Origin of the sequence: Nocardioides sp. (assembly GCA_037045645.1) — a bacterium.
In the GTDB taxonomy this organism is placed as follows: Bacteria; Actinomycetota; Actinomycetes; order Propionibacteriales; family Nocardioidaceae; genus Nocardioides.
Genome location: JBAOIH010000011.1, coordinates 211,957 through 235,825 on the forward strand (window position 1 = coordinate 211,957; position 23,869 = coordinate 235,825).

Below are 23,869 nucleotides of genomic sequence, written 5' to 3' on the forward strand. Positions count from 1 at the left end.
GGGTGGGCGTGACCTGCACCGATACGATCGACCGTCGTGGGTGGCCTGCAGGAATTCGAGCGCCGACTGGAGACAGCGATCTCCAGCGTCTTCGCGCGCGCGTTTCGCAGCGCGGTGCAGCCGGTCGAGATCATCGCGGCACTTCAGCGCGAGTGCGACAACAACTCCCAGATCATCAGCCGCGAGCGCCGGCTGGTGCCCAACAGGTTCCACGTCGAACTCTCCCAGCTCGACCTGGACCGCCTCGGCCCCGACGACTCCGACCTTGAAAACGAACTCAGGCAGCAACTCACCACCTACGCCGAGGCGCAGTCCTATGTCTTCCCCGGCCCGATCACCGTCGACTTCGAATCCGCTGACGACCTGACGACCGGCCGCTTCCGCATTCGCAGCAAGAACGTCGCCAAGGTGACCAGCGACATGAGCCGTACGACCTATCGCAAGGCCACCGCCCACCTGGAGATCAACGGCACCCGACACCCGCTGCAACCGCCGGGCGTGATCATCGGGCGCGGCACCGAAGCGCACATCCGGATCAACGACCCGGGCGTGAGTCGCAAGCACGTCGAGTTCAGCGTCGTCGCGATCCCCGGCGGCGCAACCGGAGGCGCGGCGATCGACACGTTGCGAGTGCGCGTACGCGACCTCGGGTCGACCAACGGCATCCTCGTCGACGGCGAGAAGGTGAGTTCGACCCCGCTGCACGACGGGTCGGTCGTACGCATCGGCAGCACCGACATCACCCTCAGCCTGGGCCAGGACGGAATGAGCCAGGACGGCCAGGACGGCTACGACGGAGAGGATGCCGATGTCTGAGCTGACCTTGCTGTTGGTGCGCTTCGCCTACCTCGCCATCTTGTGGATCTTCGTGATGAGCGCGATCAGCGTGATCCGCTCCGACATGTTCGGCGCGCGCGTGCCCGAGGGGGCGCGCAACCAGCCTCGTACCAAGCGCGCCAAACCCAGCCGACGCCGCAGCTCCCCCAGCCAGGTCGTCGTCGTCGACGGCGGCAACGTCGGCGAGCACGCCAAACTCGACGACGCCCCGCTGCTGATCGGACGCGGCAGCGACGCGGCGATCAAACTCGACGACGACTACGCCTCCACCCGCCACGCGCGGATCGCGTGGTCCGGCGAGGACTGGTGCGTGGAGGACCTCGGTTCGACCAACGGGACGTACGTCGGCAACGCCCGCATCACCCAGCCCACTCCCCTGCAACTCGGCACCCAGATCCGCATCGGCAAGACGATCCTCGAACTGAGGAAATAGATGCTTCGCCTGAGCTATTCCGGGATCTCCGACGTCGGCCGGGTCCGCAAGGACAACCAGGACAGCGGGTACGCCGGCCCGCACCTGCTGGCCGTGTGCGACGGTGTCGGCGGCGCCGCTCGCGGTGACATCGCCTCGTCGGTCGCGATCGCGCAGTTGCGTCGTCTCGACGTCGAGCCCACCGACGATCCGCTCGCGTTGATCGCCGGCGCGTTGCAGCGTGCGCACGACAAGATCGCCGAGGAGGTCGACGAGGACCCTGCGCTCGCCGGCACCTCGACGACCGCGACCCTCGGGCTGCTGCACGAGGATTCGCTGGCGATGGGCCACGTCGGGGACAGCCGGGCGTACCTCCTGCGCCAAGGCACCCTCTCCCAGCTCAGCACCGACCACACGTTCGTGCAGACGCTCGTGGACAGCGGGCGGATCACCGAAGAAGAAGCACGTACGCACCCCCAGCGCAACCTGATCCTGCGCGCGCTCGACGGCAGCCGCGAACTCGAACCGGACCTCTTCCTCGTGCCGTTGCAGCCCGGCGACCGGTTGCTCTTCTGCTCCGACGGCGTGATGTCCCTGCCCGATCCGCGCCTGGCCGACATCATGGGCACCGGCACGCCCGACTTCGTCGCGGTCGAACTGGTCCGAGCCGCGCTGGAGGCCGGGTCGACCGACAACGTCACCGCGATCGTGGCCGATGTGCTGTCCGAGGAGGAGGACGTTCCCGAAGACCTGGAGCCGCTCCTGCTCGGAGCCGCCGCCGAACTTCCGCGCCGCGGCGGACGCGGCCCCATGCCAGGCGTCGGCGGACTCTTCCGCGGCCACCGCTCCGGGGACACCGGCGAGATCCCGCGCATCGAGGCCGACATCCCGGCGGGCACCATCAACGCCGACCCACCCGACCCGGAGTCGCTGCGCTACGCCCTCGGCGCCCCCGAACGCTTCTTCTGGACCAAACGCCTGCTGATCGGCGCGATCGCACTCGGGCTGGTCTGGATCGCCGCTGCATTCGGCTACCACTGGACCCAGCAGCAGTTCTATGTCGGCGTCGATCAGGGCCAGGTCACGATCTTTCGCGGCATCGATTCCGATCTGCCAGGCATCAAGTTGAGCCACCCGTACGAAACATCCGACGTCTCCATCGACCGGCTCTCGGACTTCCAGGTCGAGCAGATCCGCGCGGGCATCGAGGTGACCTCACTGGACGCCGCCCGCGAGAAGGTCCAGTCGATCGCGAAGACTCAATTGCCCGAGGACGGAGCGCCATGAGTCAGCCGACCGGCGCCTTCCTCGGCTTCGTACACCGCCAGCGGCGCGGGGCCGAACTGTTCCTGATTGTGCTCGCGCTGCTGGTCGGGCTGGGCGCGTACGCCGCCGTCGGCATCGGCATGCAGGGCCGCATCCCGGCCAACATGGTCGGGTACGGCGGCGGCCTCACGGTGCTCATCCTGGCCGCACATATGACCGTACGATTCGTCGCGCCCTACGCCGACCCGGTGCTGTTGCCTGTGGTCGCCGCGCTCAACGGGCTCGGCCTGGCGGTGATCCACCGGCTCGACCTCTCGTACGCCACCTTCAAGACGCCGCACCAGCACGACTTCGCGCAAAAGCAGCTCACCTGGATGACGTTGGGCGTGCTGCTGTTCATCATGACCCTGGTCGTATTGCGCGACCACCGCACCCTGCAACGCTTCACCTACACCTCCGGCCTGGCGGCGATCTTGCTGCTGCTCTCGCCCAAACTCCCGGTGATCGGGCGCTCCTCGCACGGCGCCGATATCTGGCTCAGGCTCGGTCCCTTCAGCCTGCAACCGGGCGAGATCGCCAAGGTGCTGCTCGTGATCGCGTTCGCGGGGTATCTGGTGCAACACCGCGACGCGCTCGCCCTGGCCGGACGTCGCTTCCTGTTCATCGACCTGCCGCGCGGGCGCGACCTCGGCCCGATCCTGGCGATCTGGGTGATCAGCCTGGCGATCCTGGTCGTGCAGCGCGACCTCGGCTCTTCGCTGCTGTTCTTCGGCCTCTTCCTGGTGATGCTCTATGTCGCCACCGAACGCCCCGGCTGGCTGATCGTCGGCGGCGGCCTCTTCGCGATCGGGGCGGGCGTACTCCTCTACGCCGCCACGAACTGGGGGGTGATGGGCCACGTCAAGCAACGCGTGGACTTCTGGCTGCACCCGATGGAGTACTACCGCTCCAGCCCCGGCAGTGGACAGATCGTCGAGGCGATGTTCGGGATGGGGTACGGCGGACTGATCGGTCGCGGCTTCGGCGGCGGCCAGCCGACCCGGGTGCCGTACGCCGAATCCGACTTCATCATGGCCGCGATCGGTGAGGAACTCGGTCTCACTGCCGTGATGGCCGTGCTGGTGCTCTATGGCCTGATCGTCGAGCGCGCCCTGCGTACGTCCCTGGTCTGTCGCGACGGTTTCGGCAAACTGGTCAGCGTCGGGCTGGCGGGCGTCCTGGCGTTGCAGGTCTTCGTGGTCATCGGCGGCGTCACCCGACTGATCCCGCTGACCGGTCTGACCACGCCGTTCTTGTCGTACGGCGGCTCGTCGCTGATCGCCAACTGGGTGATCGTCGCCCTGCTGCTGCGTGTCTCCGACCAGGCTCGTCGCCCCGTACCCGTGCTCGCGTCGGGTGACGACGACGCCGACTCCGAACACACCCAGGTGGTGAAACTGGGATGAACCGGCCGATCCGGGTGATCTCGCTCTTCTGCCTCGCGCTCTTCCTCGCGCTGATGGTCAATGCGACCTACCTGCAGTACGTCGCCTCGGGCGACCTCAACAACGACTCGCGCAACCGGCGGGTCGTGGAGGCGTCGTTCAGCCGGGAGCGCGGCTCGATCCTGGTCGGGCGCGGCGACGAGGTCGCCAAGAGCGTCCCGTCCGATGACCGCTACAAGTTCCAGCGGGTCTACAACCAGCCTTATCGCTATGCGCCGGTGACCGGGTTCTTCTCGTTCTACAGCCAAACGGGCATCGAGCGTTCGCAGAACCCGGTGTTGTCCGGCGACGACAAGCGGCTCTTCCTGCCGCGTCTGGTCGATCTGCTCGGCAACTCCGAACCCAAGGGCGGCTCGGTTCAGCTCTCGATCAAGGCCGAGGCGCAGATCGCGGCGTACGACGGGCTCGAGGCACTGGGTGCGGGCACCGAGGGCGCCGTGGTCGCGCTGGAGCCGAGCACCGGCCGGATCCTGGCGATGGTCAGCACGCCGAGTTTCGATCCCAACAAGCTTGCGACCCACGACCCGGCCGCGCTCGACACGACATACCAGAACCTCGACAAGAGCCCCGCCAAGCCGCTGCTCAACCGCACGATCCAGACCACGCTGCCGCCGGGCTCGACCTTCAAGCTCGTGACGGCGGCTGCGGCGATCGAGAGCGGCGACTACCCCAGCGCCGACTCGATGGTTCCCGGAGGTCCGAGTTATCAGTTGCCCCAGAGCAAGGTCCGCATCGACAACGGTGGACGCAACTGCGGCACCGACAAGATCACCATGACGCAGGCGATGGCCAACTCGTGCAACACCTCGTTCTTGCAGATCGCCGACGAGATCGGGCTGGAGAAGTTGCACGAGCAGGCCGAGAAGTTCGGCTTCAACTCGACCGCCCTGACCGACCTGCCCAACCAGGCCGAGTCGCGGTTCCCCGACGATCTCGACCGCCCGCAGACCGCGATGGCCGGCATCGGCCAGTCGGAGGTGGCCGCGACGCCGCTGCAGATGGCGATGGTCGTCGCGGCGATCGCCAACGGCGGCGACGTCATGCGGCCCACCCTGGTCGACAACATCACCTCGCCAGACCTCGACGTGATCACCAGCACCGAGCCGGAGCGGTTGTCCAAGGCGATGGAGCCGTCGACGGCGTCGGAGTTGTCGAAGATGATGGTCGAGACCGTACGCAGTGGCACGGCCGTCAACGCCCAGATCCCCGGCATCGGGGTGGGGGGCAAGACCGGCACGGCGCAATCGGCGCCGAACCGGCCACCGTACGCATGGTTCGTCTCCTTCGCCCCCGCCGTCGACCCGAAGGTGGCGGTCGCGGTGTTGGTGCAGGCGTCGACGACTCCGCGCGAATCGATCGGCGGCAACTTCCTAGGGGCGCCGATCGCGCGGTCGGTGATGGAGGCGGTGCTGCAGTGAGCAAGGGACTGATGCAGATGTCAAGGTCAACGGGAGGGCACAGATGAGCGAGGGACAGCCCCATCTCATCGGCGGTCGCTATGAGTTGGGCGAGCTTCTCGGCCGCGGGGGGATGGCCGAGGTCCGCAAGGGGTACGACACCCGGCTCGGGCGAGCGGTCGCGATCAAACGACTGCGTACCGACCTGGCCAGCGACTCGACCTTCCAGGCACGCTTCCGACGCGAGGCGCAGTCGGCAGCGTCGCTGAACCACCCGATGATCGTGGCGGTCTACGACACCGGCGAGGAGTGGAACGACGGCGGCAATCGCGACCAGGTCGGCGTCGCGCAGCCCTACATCGTGATGGAGTACGTCGCCGGTCGCACCCTGCGCGAGATCCTCAAAGAGGGCCGCAAGATCCTGCCCGAGCGGGCGTTGGAGATCACCGCGGACGTCCTCACCGCGCTCGACTACTCCCACCGCGCCGGGATCATCCACCGCGACATCAAGCCCGGCAACGTGATGCTCACGCCCAGCGGTGACGTGAAGGTGATGGACTTCGGGATCGCCCGCGCGGTCTCGGATGCGTCGGCCTCGATGACCCAGACGGCGGCCGTTGTCGGCACGGCGCAGTACCTGTCCCCCGAACAGGCTCGCGGCGAGACCGTCGACTCCCGCTCGGACGTGTACTCGGCAGGTTGTCTGCTCTACGAACTCTTGACCGGGCGGCCACCCTTCATGGGTGAGTCACCGGTCGCGGTGGCCTATCAGCACGTACGCGAGCCCGCCCCTCCGCCGTCGGACTTCGACACCGAGATCGACGCCGACATCGATGCGATCGTGCTCAAGTCGCTGGCCAAACGGGTCGACGAGCGCTATCAGTCGGCAGCCGCCATGAAGGCAGACGTCGAGCGTTATCTGTCCGGTCGCCCGGTGCAGGCTGCCGCCGCCTCGGCGCACGCGACGACGGTCTTCGAGGCCGACGACGACACCGACCGCACCATGGTCGCACCGGTGGCGCCGCCGCCCGTACCTCCCACCAAGGCGGCCCGGCCCGCCAAGCGCGACGACGACCGCGACAGCAATGCGGGGGCTTGGATCCTGGTGGGTCTGCTGTTGGCCGCGTTGATCGTCGCTGCGGCGTTCGTACTCCCCAAGATGTTCGAGGAGGAGTCCGATCAGGTGCCGGTGCCCAACCTGATCAACCTCACCGAGCAGCAGGCGCGCACGAAGATCATCGAGAGTGATCTGACGGTCGGCAACGTCGAATACGACAACGACGAGAACGTCCCCAAGGACAAGGTCATCTCGCAAGACCCCGACCGCGACAACTACGTCGACCCCGGGACCGAGATCGACTTCGTCGTGTCGAAGGGCGAGGCCCTGGTCAGCGTGCCGCCTGTGGTGGGCAAGACCCGCGAGGAGGCGCGCTCGCTGCTGGAGGCCCAGCAGTTGCGCGTACGTTTCCAGCCTCAGGAGTCTGACGAACCTCGCGGGCAGGTGCTCTCGAGCAACCCGCCCGAGGGCCAGCAGGTCCCCGAGGACTCGATCGTCACGTTGACGGTGTCGTCCGGGCCGTCGCGGGTGCCGAACGTGGTCGACCTGGATGAGGCCTCGGCCAAGGCGAAGCTGGAAGCGGCCGGCTTCACCAACATCTTCATCACCCGCTCGTCCGACACGACCAAGCCCGAGGGCACGGTGATCGAGCAGAGTCCCACGGGCAGGCAGCCCAAGACCCAGCAGATCACGCTGGTGGTGTCGTCGTACGTCGCCCCGACCGAGACACCGACGGTGACTCCGACGGAGACGGCCACGCCGACCGTGACGCCGACGCCGACCCCGACCCCGACCGAGACCACCCAGGGAAACGGGAACGGCAACGGAAATGGCAACGGCAACGGCAACGGCAACAACTGAAAGTTTGAGTTGTCCCCAATTGTGGACTCACTTGGGGATAACTACACCGGTGTAACTATCCCCAGGGTTATCCCAGGGTGGGGAGAACTGCGCCGGAAGGTGACTGCGAAATGACTCCAGCCCGGCCGAGGACTCCCGGCCGGGCTGGATTCGTTGCTTGCGGGCGTACGACTCAGCGGTCGCGCACGTCGACTTCCTCGGCCGGGTCGTCCGGCGTGGTCACGTCGTGCGGAGCCTCGGCGGCATCCGAAAGCGCCTCGTCGACGCCGGCGCCGCCCGGGTCGTCGCTCGCGCCCGGCAGGGGGTCGTTGAGCGGGTCGGCCAGGCCGTCGGTCGGCGACTGCGCGGCGGTCGAGGTGGTCCCAGCGGCCGCGGTGGCAGCAGCCGGGGCCGGCGGCGGCGCGGGCGGGACGTACGACGACTGCCAGTTGTCCGCGCTCTTCTGGTTGCGCAGCGTCTTGAAGATCACGCCTCCGAGCGCCACGAGGCCGGTAAGCAGCAGGAACTTCTTGACCCGGCCGCCCTTCGGCTCCGGCTCACCCTTGACCTCGGCCAGCTTGGCGGCGGCCAGGTCGCGACCTGCGGCGGCCTGGTCGGCCGCCAGGGTGGCGCCCTCCTTGGCCTTCTCACGCGCCGTCTCGGCCGCGGCGGCGAGCAGCGGTGCGAGCGACTCCTTGGCCCGGTCCTTCGCCTCGGCCGCGGCGGGAGCCACGGTGTCGGTGGCGGTCGTACGCGCCTTCTCCTTCAGGTCGACCAGCGCCGGCGCAGCCTGCTCCTTCGCGGTCGACAGCGCTTCCTCGATCGATTCCAGGGCGGACCCGGCGAAGTCCGAGGCCTGCTCCAAGAACGTCTTCTTCCTGCGGAAACCCATCACGGTCCCTTCCTGTCGGTGTGCGCGAATGCTCCCATCCCACCACGTCCTGCAAACCCGGGCCAGGGTCCGAAGGGGTGGGTCATGCCCGCGTTGTCGGCGGTTGTTGGTCCGCGTGGGAGGATCGGCGCGCACCACCACAGTTCGAACAGACCCCAGATCGAAAGGCAGCCATGTCCGACCTGCAGGCCATCTTGAAGACCAACCGCGGCGACATCACCGTCAACCTCTTCCCCCACCACGCGCCCAAGACGGTCGAGAACTTCGTCGGCCTCGCCGAGGGCACCAAGGAGTACTCCGACGACGCGGGCCGCAGCGGTCAGCCGTACTTCGACGGTCTCGGCTTCCACCGCATCATCGCCAACTTCATGATTCAGGGCGGCTGCCCGCTCGGCACCGGCACCGGCGGTCCGGGCTATACCTTCAACGACGAGATCCACCCCGAGCTCGCGTTCACCAAGCCCTACCTGCTCGCCATGGCCAACGCGGGTACGCGTGGGGGCCAGGGCACCAACGGTTCGCAGTTCTTCATCACCGTCGTGCCCACCGAGTGGTTGACCGGCAAGCACACCATCTTCGGTGAGGTCGCCAACCAGGCCAGCCGCGACGTCGTCGACGCCATCGGCACCACCGCCACCGGGCCCGGCGACAAGCCGCTGGAGCCGGTCGTGATCGAGTCCGTCGAGATCAAGCGCGCCTGACGTACGCCCGATGTCACAACCATCGCCTGACCCTGCCGAGCCAAATTCTGGGCCGGTGCCGACCTGTTATCGGCACTCCGGCAAGGAGACCTACATCTCCTGCCAGCGCTGCGGCAGACCGATCTGCCCCGACTGCATGCACTCTGCGGCCGTGGGGTTCCAGTGCCCCGACTGCGTACGCGAGGGCGCGAAGCAGACCCGGCAGGGTCACGCGATGTACGGCGGACAACGTTCCGCCGATCCCAGCCTCACCTCGAAGGTCCTGATCGGTCTCAACCTCCTGGTCTGGGGCGCGATCATGGCCACCGGCGGCGCCACGAGTCGCCTGGTCGGGATCCTGGCCCTGACCCCCAACGGGCAATGCTCCCCCAGCGACCAGCCCGGCTCGTACTATCCCCAGATCCTCGACGCGGCCCTGTGCCGTCAGGTCGGCGGGGCCGAGTGGACCATGGGCGTCGCGGACGGCGCCGTCTGGCAGGTGCTGACCAGCGCCTTCACGCACATCCAGATCTTCCACATCCTGATGAACATGCTGGCGCTGTGGTTCCTGGGTCCGCAGATCGAGGCGGTGCTCGGCAGGGCGCGGTTCCTGGGACTGTATTTCGGTTCCGCGCTCGCAGCATCGGCGCTGGTGGTCTGGCTGGCCCCGGAGAACTCCAACACGCTGGGTGCGTCCGGAGCCGTCTTCGGCATGCTCGGCGCGCTGCTCGTCCTCGTGTTCAAAGTCCGCGCCAATCCGCAGCAGCTGCTCTTCTGGATCGGGCTCAACTTCGTCATCACGTTCATGTGGAGTGACTACATCTCCTGGCAGGGCCACCTCGGCGGCTTCCTGGGGGGCCTGGCGATCGCGGGCGTCATCGCGTACGCCCCGCGCCACAATCGCGCGGTCGTGCAGTGGACCGGGGTCGCGGCGGTGACGATCCTGAGCATCGTGGCGATCGGCGTACGTGCGCTGATGCTCTGAGGTCGGCCGGTTCTTCGGCTTAGTGCCCGACCTCCTTGGCGAACGCCAGTGACACCGGCGCCGAATAGGCCGGTGCGGTCGCCTCCGCCTGCGTCGCCAGGTCCCATCCGATGGCGATCGCAGGGTTGGCGGCATCGGCGCGGAACGCCGCGACCCTCTGGTTGAGCTCGATCGAGGTCAGCAAGGTGGCCAGGTCGCCGACCGCCGAGATGACGTACGGCTGGGGATACGGCACGCCGTGCAGGGTGACCATCGAGCCCTCGCACTTGATGCCCGTGGTCGAGATGATCCGCTGCCCCTGCACCGTGACCGCCTTCGCCCCGCCGGCCCACAGCGCGTTGACGACTGCCTGGATGTCTTGTTGGTGCACGACATAGTCGTTGGCCCGGTCGGCCGGTGCGGCCTGCGCGAGGTCGGCGGGGGCGTCGGAGAGGGTGATCGTGACAGCGGGGCCGCTGACCTCGCTGAAACCGGCCGCGATCCCGACCGAGTCGGCCCGGGTCTGGGCCTCGCGCACGCTGTCGTCGACGACGGCTTTGGACAGGCGTTGTACGCGCGTCTCCAGGTCGGCCACCTCGGCCTGCTGACGCTGGACCTTGCCACTCTCCCGCTGGACCAGCCCCTCCAGGTCGCCGTAACGGCCCGGACGCAGATCCGTACCCGCGCTCGAGTTGAAACTCACCACCGCGAGCAGCGCCGCCAACAACAGCACCGCGCCACTGGCGACGCGCCAGGGAGTAGGTCTGTCGAGCATGCGTCTACGCTAGTCCCCGCACGTGAGCAGGCCCGAATGTCAGCATCAGGGCGCACCAGACCAGCAGGAGCAGAGCAGTGTCGAAGTCCACCACCCGGAAGTCGAGCGACGAGGCGGCGTACGCCGATCCCAGCAGTGGACCGCTCCTGTCCGTCCGCTTCATCGTCGCGGTCCTGCTGATCGCACTGGGCATCGCCTGGATCGCCTACTACTACCTCGTCGTGCGCCCCGACCCCACCGTGCTGGACGCGAAGGCCGGTGGCCCCGCGATCTTCGACACCCTTCGTGACTGGAAGGGGATGAACTGGAACTACATCGGCGGCTTCCTGGCGATCTTCGTCGGCCTGCTGATCTCCGCGCACAAGTCGACGCCGCTGGGTCGTGGCCGTGGCGTCGTGACCGGGATGCTGTTCTGCTTCCTCTTCGGCTTGCTGTGGATCTGCACGTTCTATGTCATCGCCGAGGACCCCAAGATCCCGGTGATGAACGACCTGCACAACTACAACCTCGTGGTCGGCATCGCCTTCATGGCCGTGGGCTTCGGCTTCGCGACCAAGTGGGAATAGCCGAGGGGTCACGAACTCTCGCCGAGGGGTCACGAACTCTCAGCGATTGGCCTCGATCCACTCATCGATCTCGGCCCAGCGGTCATAGAGCCAGTCGATCTGTTCCTCGCGTCCCGCGGGGATGTCTGAGCGCGCGATCCGCCACCAGCGGATGATGATCCGCTTGTCCATCGGCAGCGCACGCCACAGGTCGGCCACCGTGGTCAGGTGGTCCAGGCCGGTGTGGGCGACGAGCAGGACGTCGGCGTCGGGCGCCGCATCCAGCGCGGCGATGAAGCCACCGGGGCGCGGGGCCAGGACGTGGATCATCGCCTCGGCCTTGGCGGCCATCCGTTCCAAGCCCATCTTGCGCAGCCGCTCGATGGCACGCGTACGTCGGGCTGGGGTGAAGTTGCCGCCCTCGGGGAAGATCACGAACGCGTCGTCGGAATCCAGGTTGCTGGCGAGTTCGGCGATCTGACTCTCCAGGTCCTCTCCCGCCCCCGGGTTGGGCGAGATGAACCGCGCCGGCAGCCGCGTCAGCAGCACGCCGATGGCAGGGTCCCAAGCGAGGGTGTCCTTGAGTACGACGCGAGGTTCACGGTGATAGTCGTGCATCAGCGCGTGCACCAGCGTGAACGAATCCCCCGGCCCGGCATGGCGACAACACACCAACAGCGGGTGACCCGGGAACGCGTCCGGCGTCGGGCCGACCGTCTCGATGGTCAGGTTGAGCACCCGCTTGAACTCCTTGAAGAGCAGCCACAAGGTGCCCTGCACGAGGTCATAGTGAATGCCCTCGAAGTACGGCGTCCTGATCCGGCGACCGAAGCCCGACGAGAGCCAGAGCCCGAAGAGGATCAGCAAGAGCAGCCCCTCCATCGTCGCGTAGACGATGCAGATCCAGATCAGCCGCAACACCCGCCAGCGGCCCGGGAAGAGCGGTGAGAGCGCCGCGGCACCGATCAGCCACAGCGGCGCGGTCGCCCAGAGGAACCAGTCGATCACCACGACGGCCGGCGCGATCACGAAGCGCCGGACGAACCAGATCACAGGCCCTGCTCTTGGAGATAGGCCAGCGCCGCGGCGTACGTCTGGTCGATCTTGTCGCGCACCCCGGTGAAGTCACGAAAGGCGAGCATGGAGTCGTCGCGCGTGGACGTGGCGGCGGTCGGCAAGACGTACGCCTCAACCCCCTCGGGCACCTCGGACATCTCGCGGACGAACCGGTGGCGCCGCGCGATCTCGAAGGAGACCCGGGCGACCTCCCACGGCTTGGTGGGTGCTTTGAGGGGTCGGCCGATCCGGCCCACCTGGAGGACGAAGATCCTGGTGGCGCCGAGCTTGACCGCGCGCCCGACCGGGATGGAGTTCACGATGCCGCCGTCGAGGAAGTGCTCGTCGCCGACCTTGGCGGGCGGCAGCAGCCCCGGGACGGCCGCGCTGGCGACGACCGCCTCGACGACCGGGCCGGAGTCGAACCAGTGCTCGGCCGCACGCTCGATCGAGGCGGCGCAGACCTGGAATCGGACCGGCAACTCCTCGAAGGTGACGTCCCCGAGTTCCTCGCGCAGTCGGGCCGTGAGCGGCTTGGCGGAGTAGAGATGCGTACGCGTGGCGACCGCCCGGCGTACGGACTTGATCGGCTTGTCGCCATAGACCTCGCGGGTCTCCCCGGCGGCGTGCCACAGCGCGACGAGTCGCTCGATCACCTCGGGGTCGGGGAACTTGGCGACCATGGCGCCGTTGAGCGCGCCGACGCTGGTGCCCAGGACCAGGTCGGGTTTGTGGCCCTTCTCCAACAGCGCGCGCAACATGCCGACCTCGACGGCGCCGAGGACGCCGCCGCCCCCGAGCACGAAAGCGGTCGTCATGGACCAGACGTTAGGCCAGTTGGGGGTGCTGCGTGCGGATCCGGTGTACGACGTCGCGCTCGACCCAGAAGATCAGCAGCGGGATCAGGCCCGCCGCGAGCGTGACGAGCGTGTACGCGTACGACCACTTGGCCTTGCGGCAGAGCAGGAACGCCACCACGACGTAGACCATGAAGATCCAGCCGTGCACCACCCACAAGATGCTGGCCTGCTCACCGAAGTGTTGGATCCCGGAACCGTCGGGCGCGAGGTATTTCAGCGGCGCCGCCACGAGGGCGCAGAACGCGAGGAGGACGCCGACGATCAGCGCGAGGATCCGATACCAGGTGAAGAGTTGTCGCACTCGGCAAACCTACTCGGGGGCCGGGTCTTCGTCGGCTTCCTCGTCGTCTGGTCGCCCGTGCACCTCGTCACGCATCCACCGCCACCACACGAACAGCGCGAACCCGGCGAAGATGATCCACTCGGCCGAATAGAAGATGTTGCGCAGACCGGTCGTACGCGCGGCTCCCGGCACCTCGGCCAGCGTGGCCTGCGTGAGTCCGTCGGTGCCGGGGTTGGTGGCCTCACGCGCGGTGTCGAGCACGGCGTACGCCCCGAAGAGGTCCCCGTCGACGTGCTGGATGGCGTCGGCGATGCGCAGTTGCGGGAGTACGTCGTCGGTGGGGTCGTCGTCGGAGACGCGCGCGCCCTGGGGAGGTTGCAGCCAGCCGACGAGGTCAGTCTCCCCGGTCGGCGGCTTGCCGGTCGCCTGGTCTGTGGTGCCGCGAACGACGTAGATCGCCGATTCGGTGCCCTCGACTTTGATCGGCGTAGCCGCCCAATAGCCCTCCTCTGTCTCGACATAGACCGTCGAGTCCGGGAGCCAGGTGCCTTTGATCGTCACGGGTTGACCGAGTTGGTCGGCGGGAAACGGGTCGTCGGGTCCGATCGCGTCGAGGACTGGGATGGCTTCGGTCTTGGTCAGGTCGAGCGTCTCGCGATCGCGCTTGGCCTCCCACGATTGGTATTGCCACACCCCCATCCCGAGCGCGAACGTCGTGGCGACGATCGCGAGCAGATGAATCGCCCAATACCTCGGTCGCAGCAGGATCAGCGGGCTGCGCTCGGGGTCGGGTGGCACATCGCCAAGCCTACGAGGGGACGAACGTCGTGGTGCGCCCGGCCGGTCGCCGCCGCGCTGGGTAGGCTCGCCCCGCCATGCAGCCCTTGACCTCCACCGAGATCCGCGCCTGCTTCGTCAACTGTACGAAGGGCGAGGCGTCGCGACTGCCGCTACCCCGAGACCTCGACGAGATCCCCTGGGATCACCTGGATTTCCTCGGCTGGACCGATCCGGGCTCGCCACAGGCGGCGTACCTGGTCGCGATCGGCGACGGCGGACCGGTCGGCATCGTGCTGCGTCTCGGCTCTGGCCGCGGCGCCTCGGGCCGGTCCAACATGTGCTCGATCTGCGCGACCTTCCACTCGTCGTCCGACGTGGCCTTGATGGTCGCGGCGCGCGCCGGAGCGTCCGGGCGCGCGGGCAACACGGTGGGTACGTACCTCTGCGCAAACTTGGCGTGCTCGCTGTACGCGCGCGGTCGGTTGCGGCCCGCCCGGGTGCAGCCGGTCGAGACGTTGTCGGTGGAGGACAAGATCACCCGGCTGCATCTGCATCTGGACGCATTCGTACGACGGGTGCTGAGCTGACCGCCGGTGTTTGTGACCCCTCAGCGCAGGCGTACGGGCAGGCGCTTCACGCCGCGCTGGAACGACGAGCGCAAGAAGACCGGGTCGCCGGCTGGTTCGATCCAGGTGGTCTTCGCGAGCAGCGCGCTGAAGAGCGTACGCATCTGAAGCCGGGCCAGGTGCGCGCCCAGGCACAGGTGCGGGCCGTGGCCGAACACGAGGTGCCGCCCAGAGCCGCCGTCGACGAACCGGTCGATCCGGAACGCAGCGGGGTCCTCGAACTCACGTGGATCCCGGTTGGCCGCGAGAAAACTGACCACGACCTTGTCGCCAGCCGCGATCCTGGTGGCGCCGATCACCGAGTCACGAGTGGCCGTACGCCGAAACACCATCACCGGCGTCCACCAGCGCAGCATCTCCTCGACGGCAGAATCGAGCAGCGCCGGGTTGTCGCGCAACTCTCGCTGTGCGTCGGGATGGTCCAGCAACGCGATCATGCCGCCCGGAAGGCCGTTGCGCAGCGTCTCGTTGCCCGCGACCGCGAACAGCCAGAACATGTTTTCGAACTCCTCGACCGACACCGGGTCGTCCTCACCCAGCCCGCCCGCGAGCCAGTTGGACATCACGTCGTCGCCGGGCTCGGCACGCTTCGCGGTGGCGAGCAGGTGGGCGTACGCGTAGAGGTCGGGCATGCCGGCGCGAGTGCGCGGATCCGGCATCCGCCCCGACTCGTCCGGCGTCGGTCGCAGCGCCCACGCCTCACGCGCGATCGCGCTGCCCGACGCCGGATCGAAGGACGCGCTCGTCGCGTAGTCGGGATCCTGGAACCCGATCACGCGGTTGGACCAGTCGAACATCAACAGCCGGTCCTGGGCTGGCACGCCGAGCACATCGGCCATCGCCAACAACGGCAGATCCGCCGCGATTTCCTTGGCGAAGTCGAGACTCAGCACCCGATTTGTCCGCTCAGCCCCCGGATCGTCGCTGGTCGAGCGGACCACGGTCCGCTCGACCAGCGGTTCGAGGCCGCGTTCCAAGATCCCGGCGACGTGCCCCCCGATCCGCGACTCCAACTGCGCGACCGCGCGCATCGTGAACGAGCGCACCATCGGCTGTCGCAGCCGGGTGTGCTCGGGCGGGTCCATGTTGAGCATCATCCGGCGCACGTACGCCAGATCCTGCGGGGTTGCCGGGTCACGCACCTGGGTCGCTCCCAGCCAGGACGAGAACACCGACGCGTCGCGCAGCACCGCGCGCACGTCCGCGTGCCGCGTCACCAGCCAATAGCCGGGGCCGTCCGGTTCGCGGACCCGGTGCACCCCGTCGCCGATCTCGCGCAACTCGTCCAGGGCGTCGAGCGGCGCCCCCGCGACATAGCTGTCCGGGTCGTGGATGACGTCGGTGAGGGCCACGATCAGTGCTGGCCCAAGAACCCCTCGATCAGGGTCGCCAACTGCACCGGCGTCTCGAACATCGGGTAGTGCCCGGCGTTGGGCACCTCGATCAGTTCGACGTTCGGATAGATCTGCATCCAGGACTGCCGCATCACCTCGGCCGACAGCGCGGGGTCGTGCTCGCCCACGATGACCGCGATAGGAGTGTCGGGACGACCCACGTCAGCCAGATAGTCGTCACCGACCCACGACTTCACGGCGCCGTCGAAGGCGGCCTCGTCAGAGTTCTCCCGCGAGAACGCGACCATCCGGTCCAGCCAGACACCCGAGTTGCGGTTGCCGGTGGTGAAGTCGAGGATCGCGCGCCGGTTGTCGTCCGAGGCGGGCGCCCCGAAGAAGAGGCCCTCGCCGTCGGCGTCGAGCGGCACCGGCGCCGGCGCGACCGGCGTCAGACCGACGAGAGCGCGTACGCGGTCCGCACCCGCCTGGGCCAGCAACGACGCGACCGCCTTGCCTCCCATCGAGTGCCCGACCAACGAGAACCGTGAGAGTCCGGCCTCGTCCGCAGCGGCGAGCGCGTCGGCGGCGTACTCCTTCATCGTGAACTCGCCGGTCTCGCCGCGACGCGCGCCATACCCGCGCATGTCGGGGAACCACCAGGTGTACGAGGAGGTGTCCGCCACGTCGGGCCAGAAGCCCCAGCCGTCCGCGGAACCGAACCAGCCATGCAGGCACAAGACGTGGTGGTCACCGTCGCCGATCTTCTTCATCTCGGTCCCTTTCATTTCTTTTTCGCTCTACTGCCCGGTAGGGGTGTCTCCACCTACTAGTTTGCCTGGGCACGAGGGCTTTCGGGGAGGTTCCACCATGACGATGTCACTGCGCGAGCAACTGCTGCGCAAGAAGCCGCTGGCCTTGGCCGACGATCCCGACCACGCACATGCGGGCCCGGACCTCAACCGGACGATCGGCACCTTCCAACTGATGCTCTTCGGCGTCGGGGGCACGGTCGGCACCGGCATCTTCTTCGTCCTCCAAGAGGCAGTGCCCGACGCCGGTCCCGCAGTGATCGTGGCCTTCCTGCTCGCGGGAGTAGCCGCCGGGCTGTCGGCGCTGTGCTACGCCGAGCTCGCCGGCGCGATCCCGGTCAGTGGGTCGACGTACTCCTACGCCTACCACGCCTTGGGCGAGGTGTTCGCGATGGTGATCGCCGCCTGCGTGATCTTGGAGTACGGCGTCGCGGGCAGCGCGGTCGCGGTCGGCTGGAGCGGCTATTTCAACGAGTTGCTCGACAAGACGCTGGGGATCACGATCCCGGACGCGCTGTCGTACTCCCCCATTCCCGTCGAAGGGGCCACCCAGGGACTGGTCAACCTGCCCGCCATCGTGCTCGTGGTGATGTGCTCGCTGCTGCTGATCCGCGGCGCGAGCGAGTCGGCGCGCGTCAACACGATCATGGTGCTGATCAAGCTCGGCGTGCTCGTACTCTTCTCGATCATCGCGCTCACCGCTTTCCGGGCCGACCGCTTCGACAACTTCTGGGCAGCGGGCTCGGCCGGGATCACCGCCGCGGCAGGCACGATCTTCTTCTCCTTCATCGGCCTGGACTCCATCTCGACCGCAGGTGAAGAAGTCAAGGATCCACAGAAGGCACTGCCCCGCGCGCTGATCGGGGCCCTGTTCGTCGTGGTCGGCATCTATCTGCTGGTGGCGGTCGCCGGTGTCGGCTCGCAGCCGATGGCGGCGTTCTCGTCCGAGGAGCAGCAGAACGCCGGACTTTCGGTGATCTTGGAGAACATCACCGGCAGCAACGTGCCCGGCACCATCCTGGCCGCCGGTGCGGTGATCTCGATTTTCTCGGTGACGCTGGTGACGCTCTATGGCCAGACCCGCATCCTGTTCGCGATGGGCCGCGACCGGATGCTGCCCGCCCGCTTCGCCGAGGTCGACTCACGCACTCTGACACCGCGCTTCAACACGTACGTCGTGATGGTGGCGGTCGCGCTGATCGCCGGATTCGTGCCCGCGGACTACCTCTGGGACACGGTCTCGATCGGCACCCTGATCGCCTTCTCCGTAGTCGCGACCGGCGTGCTGGTGCTGCGGCGTACGCGGCCCGACCTGCACCGACCGTTCAAGGTGCCGGGCTACCCGGTAACCCCGGTGCTGACCATCGCGGCCTGCATCTATGTGCTGTCGGGACTCGCCGCGATCACCTGGGTGATCTTCGGGTGCTGGCTGGCCGTGATCATGGCCTACTACTTCCTGATCGGCCGTCACCGGTCGCGGCTCAATGAGGATGTGGCGCCATGACGATCGTCGCGGGATTCCCTTTCAACGGTCAGGACTCCGCCGGCATCGAGTTAGGTGCCACGCTGGCGCGATCGGCGGAGCAGGACCTGCGCATCGTCACGATCGTGCCTGCGCCGTGGGGCACTCCGGCAGCCAGCGGCACCGACCGCGAGTTCCAGGCCTGGGCCGAGGAGGCTGCGGCGCACAGCGTCGCCGAGGCGGAGGCTTTGATCGCCCAGCACTGCGGCGGCATCGAGGCCAGCGCGGTCGCGGTGCATGCGCGTTCCGTACCCGGAGGTCTGCTCGCCGAAGCCGAGCGGGTGGAGGCAGCGATGCTGGTCGTCGGGTCGGGACACGATGGGGCGTACGGTCGGATCGCGCTGAGCTCGACGGCCGACCGGCTGCTGCACTCGGCGACCCTTCCGGTGGCTGTGGCCACACGCGGCTACCTCTCCTCCGAACACGGGCGGGTCACCCGAGCCACCTGCGCGTTCAGAGGCGACGAGGTGTCCAGGCGTACGCTCGAAGCCACCTCCTCGATCTGCCGCGACATCGGCGCGGCCCTGCGGATCGCGACGTTCGCCGTACGCGGTCGAGCGATGCGTACGTCGGGGATCTCCTCGATCAACGAGGACGCGGTGTTGGCCGCGTGGGTCGAGCAGGCCGAGCGGATGCAGGCCGAGGCGCTGGCCGAGCTGTCGCAGGCCGGGATCCTGCCAGCCGACGTGGAGACTCAGGTCGCGGCCGGGGGGTCCTGGGCTGCGACGCTGGATCGCTTCAGTTGGGATCGCGATGAGGTCCTGGTGATCGGATCCTCCTCCGCATCCTTCATGTCGCGGCTGTTCCTGGGCTCGAGCGGGACCAAGATCGTCCGGCACTCGCCCGTCCCGGTGATCGTGGTGCCCTAGGTGAGTTCGTCGAGGATCGCTGCGAGCTCGGCAGGTTTGCTCCACATCGGCCAGTGGCCCGAGTCGATGTCGACGTAGGACACGTCACCGGCCTTGGCGATCTCGGGGATCTCCCCGGCCTCGACCCACGCCTTCGCGTCCTCGGGTGAGAACTCGGGGCAGATCATCACCACGGGGATGTCATAGCGGCGCTCGTCCGCCAGGCGTACGACGCCTTGCGTCACCGCAGCGGGCACGGGGTGGGCGTCCGCCGCGATCTGGGCCTTCTGCTGCTCGGTGAGGTCTTCGGAGTCAGGCCCCTCGAACGGCTCCCAGCCGGGGAAGGCGACGACACCGTCGACGGGCTCGAAGAAGCCGGCGTACGCCTGACCGTCCTGAGCGGGCATGCCACCGATCAGCGCCACCTTCGCGACCTTGTCGGTACGCCGGTCCGCCCCCAGCCAGGCCAGCGAGGACGCTGCGGAATGCCCCACCAGCAGCACCGGACCTTCGACGGCGTCGATGGCGCGGACCACCGCGTCGACCTGGTCATCGAGGGTCGCGTCGGCGAACCCGTCGCCCTGACCTGGCAGCGTGATCGCGGTCGCGTCGGCCTTGAGGTGGGCCAGCACGGGGTCCCATGCTGACCCGTCCAGCCAGAGACCGGGGATCAGGACCGTGTGCATCATCGGACCACCCTGAGTTTCACGCTGACCCGCTTGCTGGTGCCGTTGGCGTTCTTGGCACGGGCGATGATCTTGTAGCGCCCTGGCTTTAGCCGTTTCTTGCCCACCACGGTCTTGATGACGAAGCGGTTCTTGCCCTTCTTCAACTTCAGGGTCCGCTTGGCGACCGCCTTCTTCTTGCCCACCAACTTGAAGACCAGCTTCACCTTCGCCTTCTGGGTGAGCCTGATCAACGCCTTGGTCTTGGCCTTCTTGCCCTTCGCTTTGATCTGCTTCTTCTGCAGCTTGAACTTCTTGATCTGCGGTGACGTCGCCGCAGGACTGGTGACCTGCACGTTGCCCGTCTGCGTCGTCGTGTTGCCAAGGGAGTCGCTGACCGTCACCCTGACCGGATAGGTCCCGGCGGCTGCGTACGCATGCGTTGCCTGCGCGCTCGTGCCGAAAGCGCCGTCCCCGAAGTCCCACGCGACCGACCCCATCGCCGAGAAGATGTCGCGCGGCGTGACGCTGAACGACAGTGCGACCTTGGGGTGTCCGCTCTGGGGGATGCTCACGGCATCGAGCAGCGGGCCGGCGCCGTCGATGATGCGCGACTGGGGAATCGGGTTTGCGCCTGAGTCATAGGTCCACACGGCGGTGGCGTTGCCGCCGGCATCGGCCGCCAGATCGGTCAGCCCTTTCACGGTGCCGGTGGTTGCCGAGAGAGTGGTGGGGGCAGACCACGTGCCATTGAGGGTGCCGATGCTGGACGCGATGGCGTATCGATTGGGTGCCACCGTCGCGGACCAGGTCGCGATGGCCTCCCCCGCGGCGGTCATGGCGACATGCGGCATCGAGCCACCGAGAGGAGCCGTCGACAAGGCGGCCTCCGGGGACCACGCTCCGCCAGCCGGACGCATGCTCGCGTACGCCGAGGCGGAGCCTGATCCGGTGGCGCGAGTCCAGGCCACGACTGCATTGCCTGCCGGATCGAGAGCCACCGTGGACCCGTAGTCGTCGACGGTGTTCGTGCTCGACACCGTGACGGGCGCAGACCACGTGCCCCCGACGGGACGGGTGCTGGCCTGCACCTGCTCAACCGTGCCGGTGTAGCGAGTCCACGACATGATCGCGCTGCCTTGAGCATTCACATCCAGGTCGAGGCTTTGGATATCCGCACCCGCAGGCGACACCGTGACGGGGGTTGACCAGGCCCCACCCTTGGGCCGACTGCTCGACATCGCCAAGCCCTGGAAAACCCAGACGGCGGTCACGGTGCCCGCCGCGTCCACGTCAGGGGGCGTCGAAAGGTAGCTGTCTTGGCGCCCGATCACGACCTCGGGAGACCACACTCCACTGGAGTCGCGAACACTGGACTCCAACGCCTGTTGGCCGCCCACCAAACCAAACCAGGTCGCGGTGTAGGTGCCGCTGGCATCCACCACCAGATTGGGTGCTGCGGCATTGTGACCAAGGGGAGAGACCGGCACGGGCGCTGCCCACGCTCCTCCGGCTGGTCGCGTACTCGCCACGATTCGCCTGCTGGTCCCCTCGGGTGCGGTCCACGCAATGGTCGCCCCGCCTGCTTCGTCGACGGCGACGCCGAGGCCGTCGATCGCGTACGGATCTACTGCGGTCAGCGTCGTGGGTGAGGCCCAGGGCCCGGTTGCCGCACGAGTGCTGACTTCGACTACTCGTTGCGTCCCGACCACGCGCAGCCAGACCGCTGCGGCGTCACCGCGCGAGTTGACCGCGACCTTGATGTCTCTGGCTTCTGCCCCCGGGGCTCCGATGGTCGCGATATCGGGCAGCCATGTCGGTGCTCCGTCCGCAGGCAGGATCAGACCGCCCACCACCAACGCTGCGAGCGCACCCATCCCCGCCAACCTGGCCCGCTTCGTACCCATGGATTCAGGCTAGACCTCGCGGGGGCTGGCGACCACCCGACCACATCGGGCATGCAGGCCAGGAACGAGACCGACGCTGCGACGGACGGCCGCGCCGCCGTCGAAGTGCCCGTCCTTCTTGCGACTCACTCGGTCGCAGCCCGCAGGGTGGCCGCCACGACCGCGCGAGTCTCGGCTGGGTCGATCACGTCGTCGATCTCGAAGAGCCTGGCGGCGTTGAGCGCGCTGGCCTGCTTGCGGTAGTCGGCGGTCAGGGTCGCCACCGTGGCCTCGCGCTCGTCTTCGTCCATCGCGGCAAGTTCCTTGGCCATGGCCAGGCGTACGGCTCCCTCCAGGCCCATCGGACCCAGATGCGCATCCGGCCAGGCGACGGTGAGCAGCGGCCGATGCGTACTGCCGCCGAGCATCGCCTGCGCGCCCAGACCGTACCCGCGTCGCAAGACCACACCCACCAAGGGGACGGTGAGTCTCGCCCCGACCGTCACGAGCCGCCCGGCCTGTCGTACCAGGCCCGTCTCCTCGGCCTCCGGGCCGACCATGAAGCCCGGGGTGTCGACGAACGAAACGACCGGGAGGCCCCAGCGCTGGCACAGTTCCAGGAAGTCGGCCGCCTTGGTCGAGGCGTCGGTGGTCAGCGCCCCGGCCTCACGAGTCGACTGGTTGGCGATCAGGCCGACCGGCCAGCCCTCGACCCGGGCGAACCCGGTGACGAGCTCGGGTGCGAAGTCGTCGCGCAACCACGTCAGGCTGTCTTCGTCGGCGACGGTCTCGAGAACGGGGCGTACGTCGAAGGCCTCACGGTCGTTGGTCGGCAACATCGTCCGCAGCGCGGTCTGGTCGCGGGACTCGAAGTCGGTCGGGCCGTGGAGGTAGCCGAGGACCTTCTTGGCGACCGCTACGGCCTCCTCCTCGTCGTCGGCCAGGACGTCGAGGACTCCGTTCTCGGCCTGGGTCTGCGCCGGGCCGATCTCTTCTGGCTGGAAATGCCCGAGTCCGCCACCCGCGATCATCGCCGGGCCCGCCATGCCGAGGTTGAGTTCGGGCGTACCGATGAGGACGTCGGCACTGCCCGCGATGACGGCGTTGCCGGCGAAGCAGCGGCCCGAGGCGATCGCGATCTTGGGCGTCTCCAAGGCGCCCCACAACGCGAACGACCCGACATCGAGGGCGCTTGCGATGGGGATGTCTACATCGCCCGGTCGCCCGCCGCCGCCTTCGGCGAAGAACACGACCGGCAGACGCATCTTGGCAGCGGTCTCGAGGAGCCGGTCGGACTTGTGGTGTCCGCGCATCCCCTGGGTCCCGGCCATGACCAGGAAGTCGTACGACAGCACCGCGCACGGCACTCCGTCGATCGTGGCCGTGCCGCCGATCAGGCCGTCGGCCGGTGCGTCGACGACCAGGTCGGCGAGGTCCTTGGTCTTCTCCTGCGCTGGTGTGACGAAGCGGCCGTACTCCACGAACGAACCCGCATCCACGAGGTCGGTGATGTTGTCGCGAGCCGTGCGCCTGCCCTTGGCGTGCCAGCGGGCGACCTTGTCCTCGCGGGCGGCGTCGGTGGTCAGGAAGCGGCGAGCGAGGAGTTCTTGCAGGCCGGTGGCCGGTTCGTCCATCTGGTCAGACACGAACGCCGTACGCCGCGCGCGGGTCGTCGACGCTGACGATGTCCTTGCCCAGCGGGAAGCAACTGACCGGGATCAGCTTGACGTTGGCGATCGCGAGCGGGATGCCGATGATCGTGACCGCCTGCGCGATGGCGGTGGTGATGTGCGCGAGGGCCAGCCACACCCCGGCGACCACGAACCAGATCACGTTGCCGATCCCCGAACCTGCTCCCGCGCCGGGCTTGGCGACGACCGTACGGCCGAATGGCCACAGCGCGAAGGAAGCCATCCGGAAGCTCGCGATGCCGAAGGGGATCGTGATGATGAAGATGCAGGCGATGATCCCGAAGACGACATAGCCCAGCGCGAGCCAGAGCCCGCCGAAGACGAGCCAGATCAGGTTGAGGAGGAGGCGCACGTGGCCAG

General features: G+C 67.9%; 24 protein-coding genes. 12 read left to right on the forward strand and 12 right to left on the reverse strand.

Annotated elements, in window-relative coordinates; genetic code table 11:
• The first annotated feature begins 36 nt into the window (after positions 1-36).
• Genes V9G04_19030 through pknB form a run of 6 tightly spaced genes read left to right on the forward strand, consistent with a single transcriptional unit; the run spans position 37 to position 7,314 of the window.
• Entirely contained in the window at positions 37-816 is a 780-nt protein-coding gene (locus V9G04_19030; protein ID MEI2715321.1) for a DUF3662 and FHA domain-containing protein, read from the forward strand.
• A complete protein-coding gene (locus V9G04_19035; protein MEI2715322.1) occupies positions 809-1,270 on the forward strand; it encodes an FHA domain-containing protein in 462 nt (153 codons plus the stop codon). Before V9G04_19030 ends, V9G04_19035 begins: the two co-directional genes overlap by 8 nt.
• Complete coding sequence (locus V9G04_19040) at positions 1,271-2,536, forward strand: protein phosphatase 2C domain-containing protein (protein ID MEI2715323.1); 1,266 nt, start codon at positions 1,271-1,273, stop codon at positions 2,534-2,536. It abuts the gene before it with no gap.
• Positions 2,533-3,960, forward strand: coding sequence for an FtsW/RodA/SpoVE family cell cycle protein (locus tag V9G04_19045; GenBank protein MEI2715324.1), 1,428 nt, complete (start codon positions 2,533-2,535; stop codon positions 3,958-3,960). The genes V9G04_19040 and V9G04_19045 overlap by 4 nt, the downstream gene beginning before the upstream one ends.
• Positions 3,957-5,417, forward strand: a complete 1,461-nt coding sequence (locus tag V9G04_19050) for a penicillin-binding protein 2 (GenBank protein ID MEI2715325.1) — start codon at positions 3,957-3,959, stop codon at positions 5,415-5,417. The genes V9G04_19045 and V9G04_19050 overlap by 4 nt, the downstream gene beginning before the upstream one ends.
• Positions 5,418-5,460: 43 nt before the next feature.
• Positions 5,461-7,314, forward strand: coding sequence for a Stk1 family PASTA domain-containing Ser/Thr kinase (pknB, locus tag V9G04_19055; protein MEI2715326.1), 1,854 nt, complete (start codon positions 5,461-5,463; stop codon positions 7,312-7,314).
• A 172-nt stretch (positions 7,315-7,486) separates the two neighbouring features.
• Here pknB and V9G04_19060 read toward each other — a convergent pair whose 3' ends face one another.
• On the reverse strand, positions 7,487-8,185 hold the full coding sequence (locus V9G04_19060; GenBank protein ID MEI2715327.1) for a hypothetical protein: 699 nt from the start codon (positions 8,183-8,185) through the stop codon (positions 7,487-7,489).
• A 173-nt stretch (positions 8,186-8,358) separates the two neighbouring features.
• Here V9G04_19060 and V9G04_19065 point away from each other — a divergent pair, with 173 nt between their 5' ends.
• Together V9G04_19065 and V9G04_19070 are read left to right on the forward strand one after the other, a co-directional pair.
• Positions 8,359-8,886: a peptidylprolyl isomerase gene (locus tag V9G04_19065; protein MEI2715328.1), complete on the forward strand. Its 528-nt coding sequence runs from the start codon at positions 8,359-8,361 to the stop codon at positions 8,884-8,886.
• Positions 8,887-9,037: 151 nt separating this feature from the next.
• A complete protein-coding gene (locus tag V9G04_19070; protein ID MEI2715329.1) occupies positions 9,038-9,850 on the forward strand; it encodes a rhomboid family intramembrane serine protease in 813 nt (270 codons plus the stop codon).
• A gap of 19 nt (positions 9,851-9,869) precedes the next feature.
• Here V9G04_19070 and V9G04_19075 read toward each other — a convergent pair whose 3' ends face one another.
• The gene (locus V9G04_19075; GenBank protein ID MEI2715330.1) at positions 9,870-10,604 is read right to left on the reverse strand and encodes a DUF881 domain-containing protein; all 735 of its coding nucleotides are present in this window, start codon (positions 10,602-10,604) and stop codon (positions 9,870-9,872) included.
• A gap of 44 nt (positions 10,605-10,648) precedes the next feature.
• Here V9G04_19075 and V9G04_19080 point away from each other — a divergent pair, with 44 nt between their 5' ends.
• A complete protein-coding gene (locus tag V9G04_19080) occupies positions 10,649-11,170 on the forward strand; it encodes a cell division protein CrgA (protein ID MEI2715331.1) in 522 nt (173 codons plus the stop codon).
• Between the two features lie 39 nt (positions 11,171-11,209).
• On the opposite strand, the gene V9G04_19085 is transcribed toward V9G04_19080, so the two are convergent.
• The 4 genes from V9G04_19085 to V9G04_19100 are packed head-to-tail and all read right to left on the reverse strand — an operon-like array spanning position 11,210 to position 14,146.
• Positions 11,210-12,202: a 1-acyl-sn-glycerol-3-phosphate acyltransferase gene (locus V9G04_19085; GenBank protein MEI2715332.1), complete on the reverse strand. Its 993-nt coding sequence runs from the start codon at positions 12,200-12,202 to the stop codon at positions 11,210-11,212.
• Positions 12,199-13,023 carry a patatin-like phospholipase family protein gene (locus tag V9G04_19090; GenBank protein ID MEI2715333.1) on the reverse strand — a complete coding sequence of 275 codons (825 nt, stop codon included), beginning with the start codon at positions 13,021-13,023 and terminating at the stop codon, positions 12,199-12,201. Before V9G04_19090 ends, V9G04_19085 begins: the two co-directional genes overlap by 4 nt.
• Positions 13,024-13,033: 10 nt before the next feature.
• Positions 13,034-13,366, reverse strand: a complete 333-nt coding sequence (locus tag V9G04_19095; GenBank protein ID MEI2715334.1) for a DUF3817 domain-containing protein — start codon at positions 13,364-13,366, stop codon at positions 13,034-13,036.
• Positions 13,367-13,375: 9 nt separating this feature from the next.
• The gene (locus V9G04_19100) at positions 13,376-14,146 is read right to left on the reverse strand and encodes an SURF1 family protein (GenBank protein MEI2715335.1); all 771 of its coding nucleotides are present in this window, start codon (positions 14,144-14,146) and stop codon (positions 13,376-13,378) included.
• A 77-nt stretch (positions 14,147-14,223) separates the two neighbouring features.
• Here V9G04_19100 and V9G04_19105 point away from each other — a divergent pair, with 77 nt between their 5' ends.
• Positions 14,224-14,715 (forward strand): FBP domain-containing protein, encoded by a 492-nt coding sequence (locus V9G04_19105; protein ID MEI2715336.1) that lies wholly within the window; start codon positions 14,224-14,226, stop codon positions 14,713-14,715.
• A 20-nt stretch (positions 14,716-14,735) separates the two neighbouring features.
• Here V9G04_19105 and V9G04_19110 read toward each other — a convergent pair whose 3' ends face one another.
• Positions 14,736-16,106, reverse strand: a complete 1,371-nt coding sequence (locus tag V9G04_19110) for a cytochrome P450 (GenBank protein ID MEI2715337.1) — start codon at positions 16,104-16,106, stop codon at positions 14,736-14,738.
• A gap of 2 nt (positions 16,107-16,108) precedes the next feature.
• Positions 16,109-16,858 carry an alpha/beta hydrolase gene (locus tag V9G04_19115; protein MEI2715338.1) on the reverse strand — a complete coding sequence of 250 codons (750 nt, stop codon included), beginning with the start codon at positions 16,856-16,858 and terminating at the stop codon, positions 16,109-16,111.
• Between the two features lie 97 nt (positions 16,859-16,955).
• Between V9G04_19115 and V9G04_19120 the strand changes: the two genes are divergently transcribed.
• Together V9G04_19120 and V9G04_19125 are read left to right on the forward strand one after the other, a co-directional pair.
• Entirely contained in the window at positions 16,956-18,401 is a 1,446-nt protein-coding gene (locus V9G04_19120; GenBank protein ID MEI2715339.1) for an amino acid permease, read from the forward strand.
• On the forward strand, positions 18,398-19,288 hold the full coding sequence (locus tag V9G04_19125; GenBank protein ID MEI2715340.1) for a universal stress protein: 891 nt from the start codon (positions 18,398-18,400) through the stop codon (positions 19,286-19,288). Before V9G04_19120 ends, V9G04_19125 begins: the two co-directional genes overlap by 4 nt.
• Here V9G04_19125 and V9G04_19130 read toward each other — a convergent pair.
• The 4 genes from V9G04_19130 to V9G04_19145 form a co-directional block, all read right to left on the reverse strand.
• Positions 19,285-19,956, reverse strand: a complete 672-nt coding sequence (locus V9G04_19130) for an alpha/beta hydrolase (protein ID MEI2715341.1) — start codon at positions 19,954-19,956, stop codon at positions 19,285-19,287. The genes V9G04_19125 and V9G04_19130 overlap by 4 nt on opposite strands.
• Positions 19,953-21,839 carry a PKD domain-containing protein gene (locus V9G04_19135; GenBank protein MEI2715342.1) on the reverse strand — a complete coding sequence of 629 codons (1,887 nt, stop codon included), beginning with the start codon at positions 21,837-21,839 and terminating at the stop codon, positions 19,953-19,955. The genes V9G04_19130 and V9G04_19135 overlap by 4 nt, the downstream gene beginning before the upstream one ends.
• 125 nt (positions 21,840-21,964) lie before the next feature.
• On the reverse strand, positions 21,965-23,452 hold the full coding sequence (locus tag V9G04_19140; GenBank protein MEI2715343.1) for a carboxyl transferase domain-containing protein: 1,488 nt from the start codon (positions 23,450-23,452) through the stop codon (positions 21,965-21,967).
• Positions 23,453-23,456: 4 nt separating this feature from the next.
• Positions 23,457-23,861: a YccF domain-containing protein gene (locus V9G04_19145; GenBank protein ID MEI2715344.1), complete on the reverse strand. Its 405-nt coding sequence runs from the start codon at positions 23,859-23,861 to the stop codon at positions 23,457-23,459.
• Positions 23,862-23,869: the final 8 nt, after the last annotated feature.

Coding starts and splice junctions, on each gene's coding strand:
- V9G04_19035 (MEI2715322.1), top strand. CDS start 809: ATGTCTGAGCTGACCTTGCTGTTGGTGCGCTTCGCCTACCTCGCCATC.
- V9G04_19040 (MEI2715323.1), top strand. CDS start 1,271: ATGCTTCGCCTGAGCTATTCCGGGATCTCCGACGTCGGCCGGGTCCGC.
- V9G04_19045 (MEI2715324.1), top strand. CDS start 2,533: ATGAGTCAGCCGACCGGCGCCTTCCTCGGCTTCGTACACCGCCAGCGG.
- V9G04_19050 (MEI2715325.1), top strand. CDS start 3,957: ATGAACCGGCCGATCCGGGTGATCTCGCTCTTCTGCCTCGCGCTCTTC.
- pknB (MEI2715326.1), top strand. CDS start 5,461: ATGAGCGAGGGACAGCCCCATCTCATCGGCGGTCGCTATGAGTTGGGC.
- V9G04_19060 (MEI2715327.1), bottom strand. CDS start 8,185: ATGGGTTTCCGCAGGAAGAAGACGTTCTTGGAGCAGGCCTCGGACTTC.
- V9G04_19065 (MEI2715328.1), top strand. CDS start 8,359: ATGTCCGACCTGCAGGCCATCTTGAAGACCAACCGCGGCGACATCACC.
- V9G04_19075 (MEI2715330.1), bottom strand. CDS start 10,604: ATGCTCGACAGACCTACTCCCTGGCGCGTCGCCAGTGGCGCGGTGCTG.
- V9G04_19090 (MEI2715333.1), bottom strand. CDS start 13,023: ATGACGACCGCTTTCGTGCTCGGGGGCGGCGGCGTCCTCGGCGCCGTC.
- V9G04_19105 (MEI2715336.1), top strand. CDS start 14,224: ATGCAGCCCTTGACCTCCACCGAGATCCGCGCCTGCTTCGTCAACTGT.
- V9G04_19115 (MEI2715338.1), bottom strand. CDS start 16,858: ATGAAGAAGATCGGCGACGGTGACCACCACGTCTTGTGCCTGCATGGC.
- V9G04_19120 (MEI2715339.1), top strand. CDS start 16,956: ATGACGATGTCACTGCGCGAGCAACTGCTGCGCAAGAAGCCGCTGGCC.
- V9G04_19125 (MEI2715340.1), top strand. CDS start 18,398: ATGACGATCGTCGCGGGATTCCCTTTCAACGGTCAGGACTCCGCCGGC.
- V9G04_19130 (MEI2715341.1), bottom strand. CDS start 19,956: ATGATGCACACGGTCCTGATCCCCGGTCTCTGGCTGGACGGGTCAGCA.
- V9G04_19135 (MEI2715342.1), bottom strand. CDS start 21,839: ATGGGTACGAAGCGGGCCAGGTTGGCGGGGATGGGTGCGCTCGCAGCG.
- V9G04_19140 (MEI2715343.1), bottom strand. CDS start 23,452: ATGGACGAACCGGCCACCGGCCTGCAAGAACTCCTCGCTCGCCGCTTC.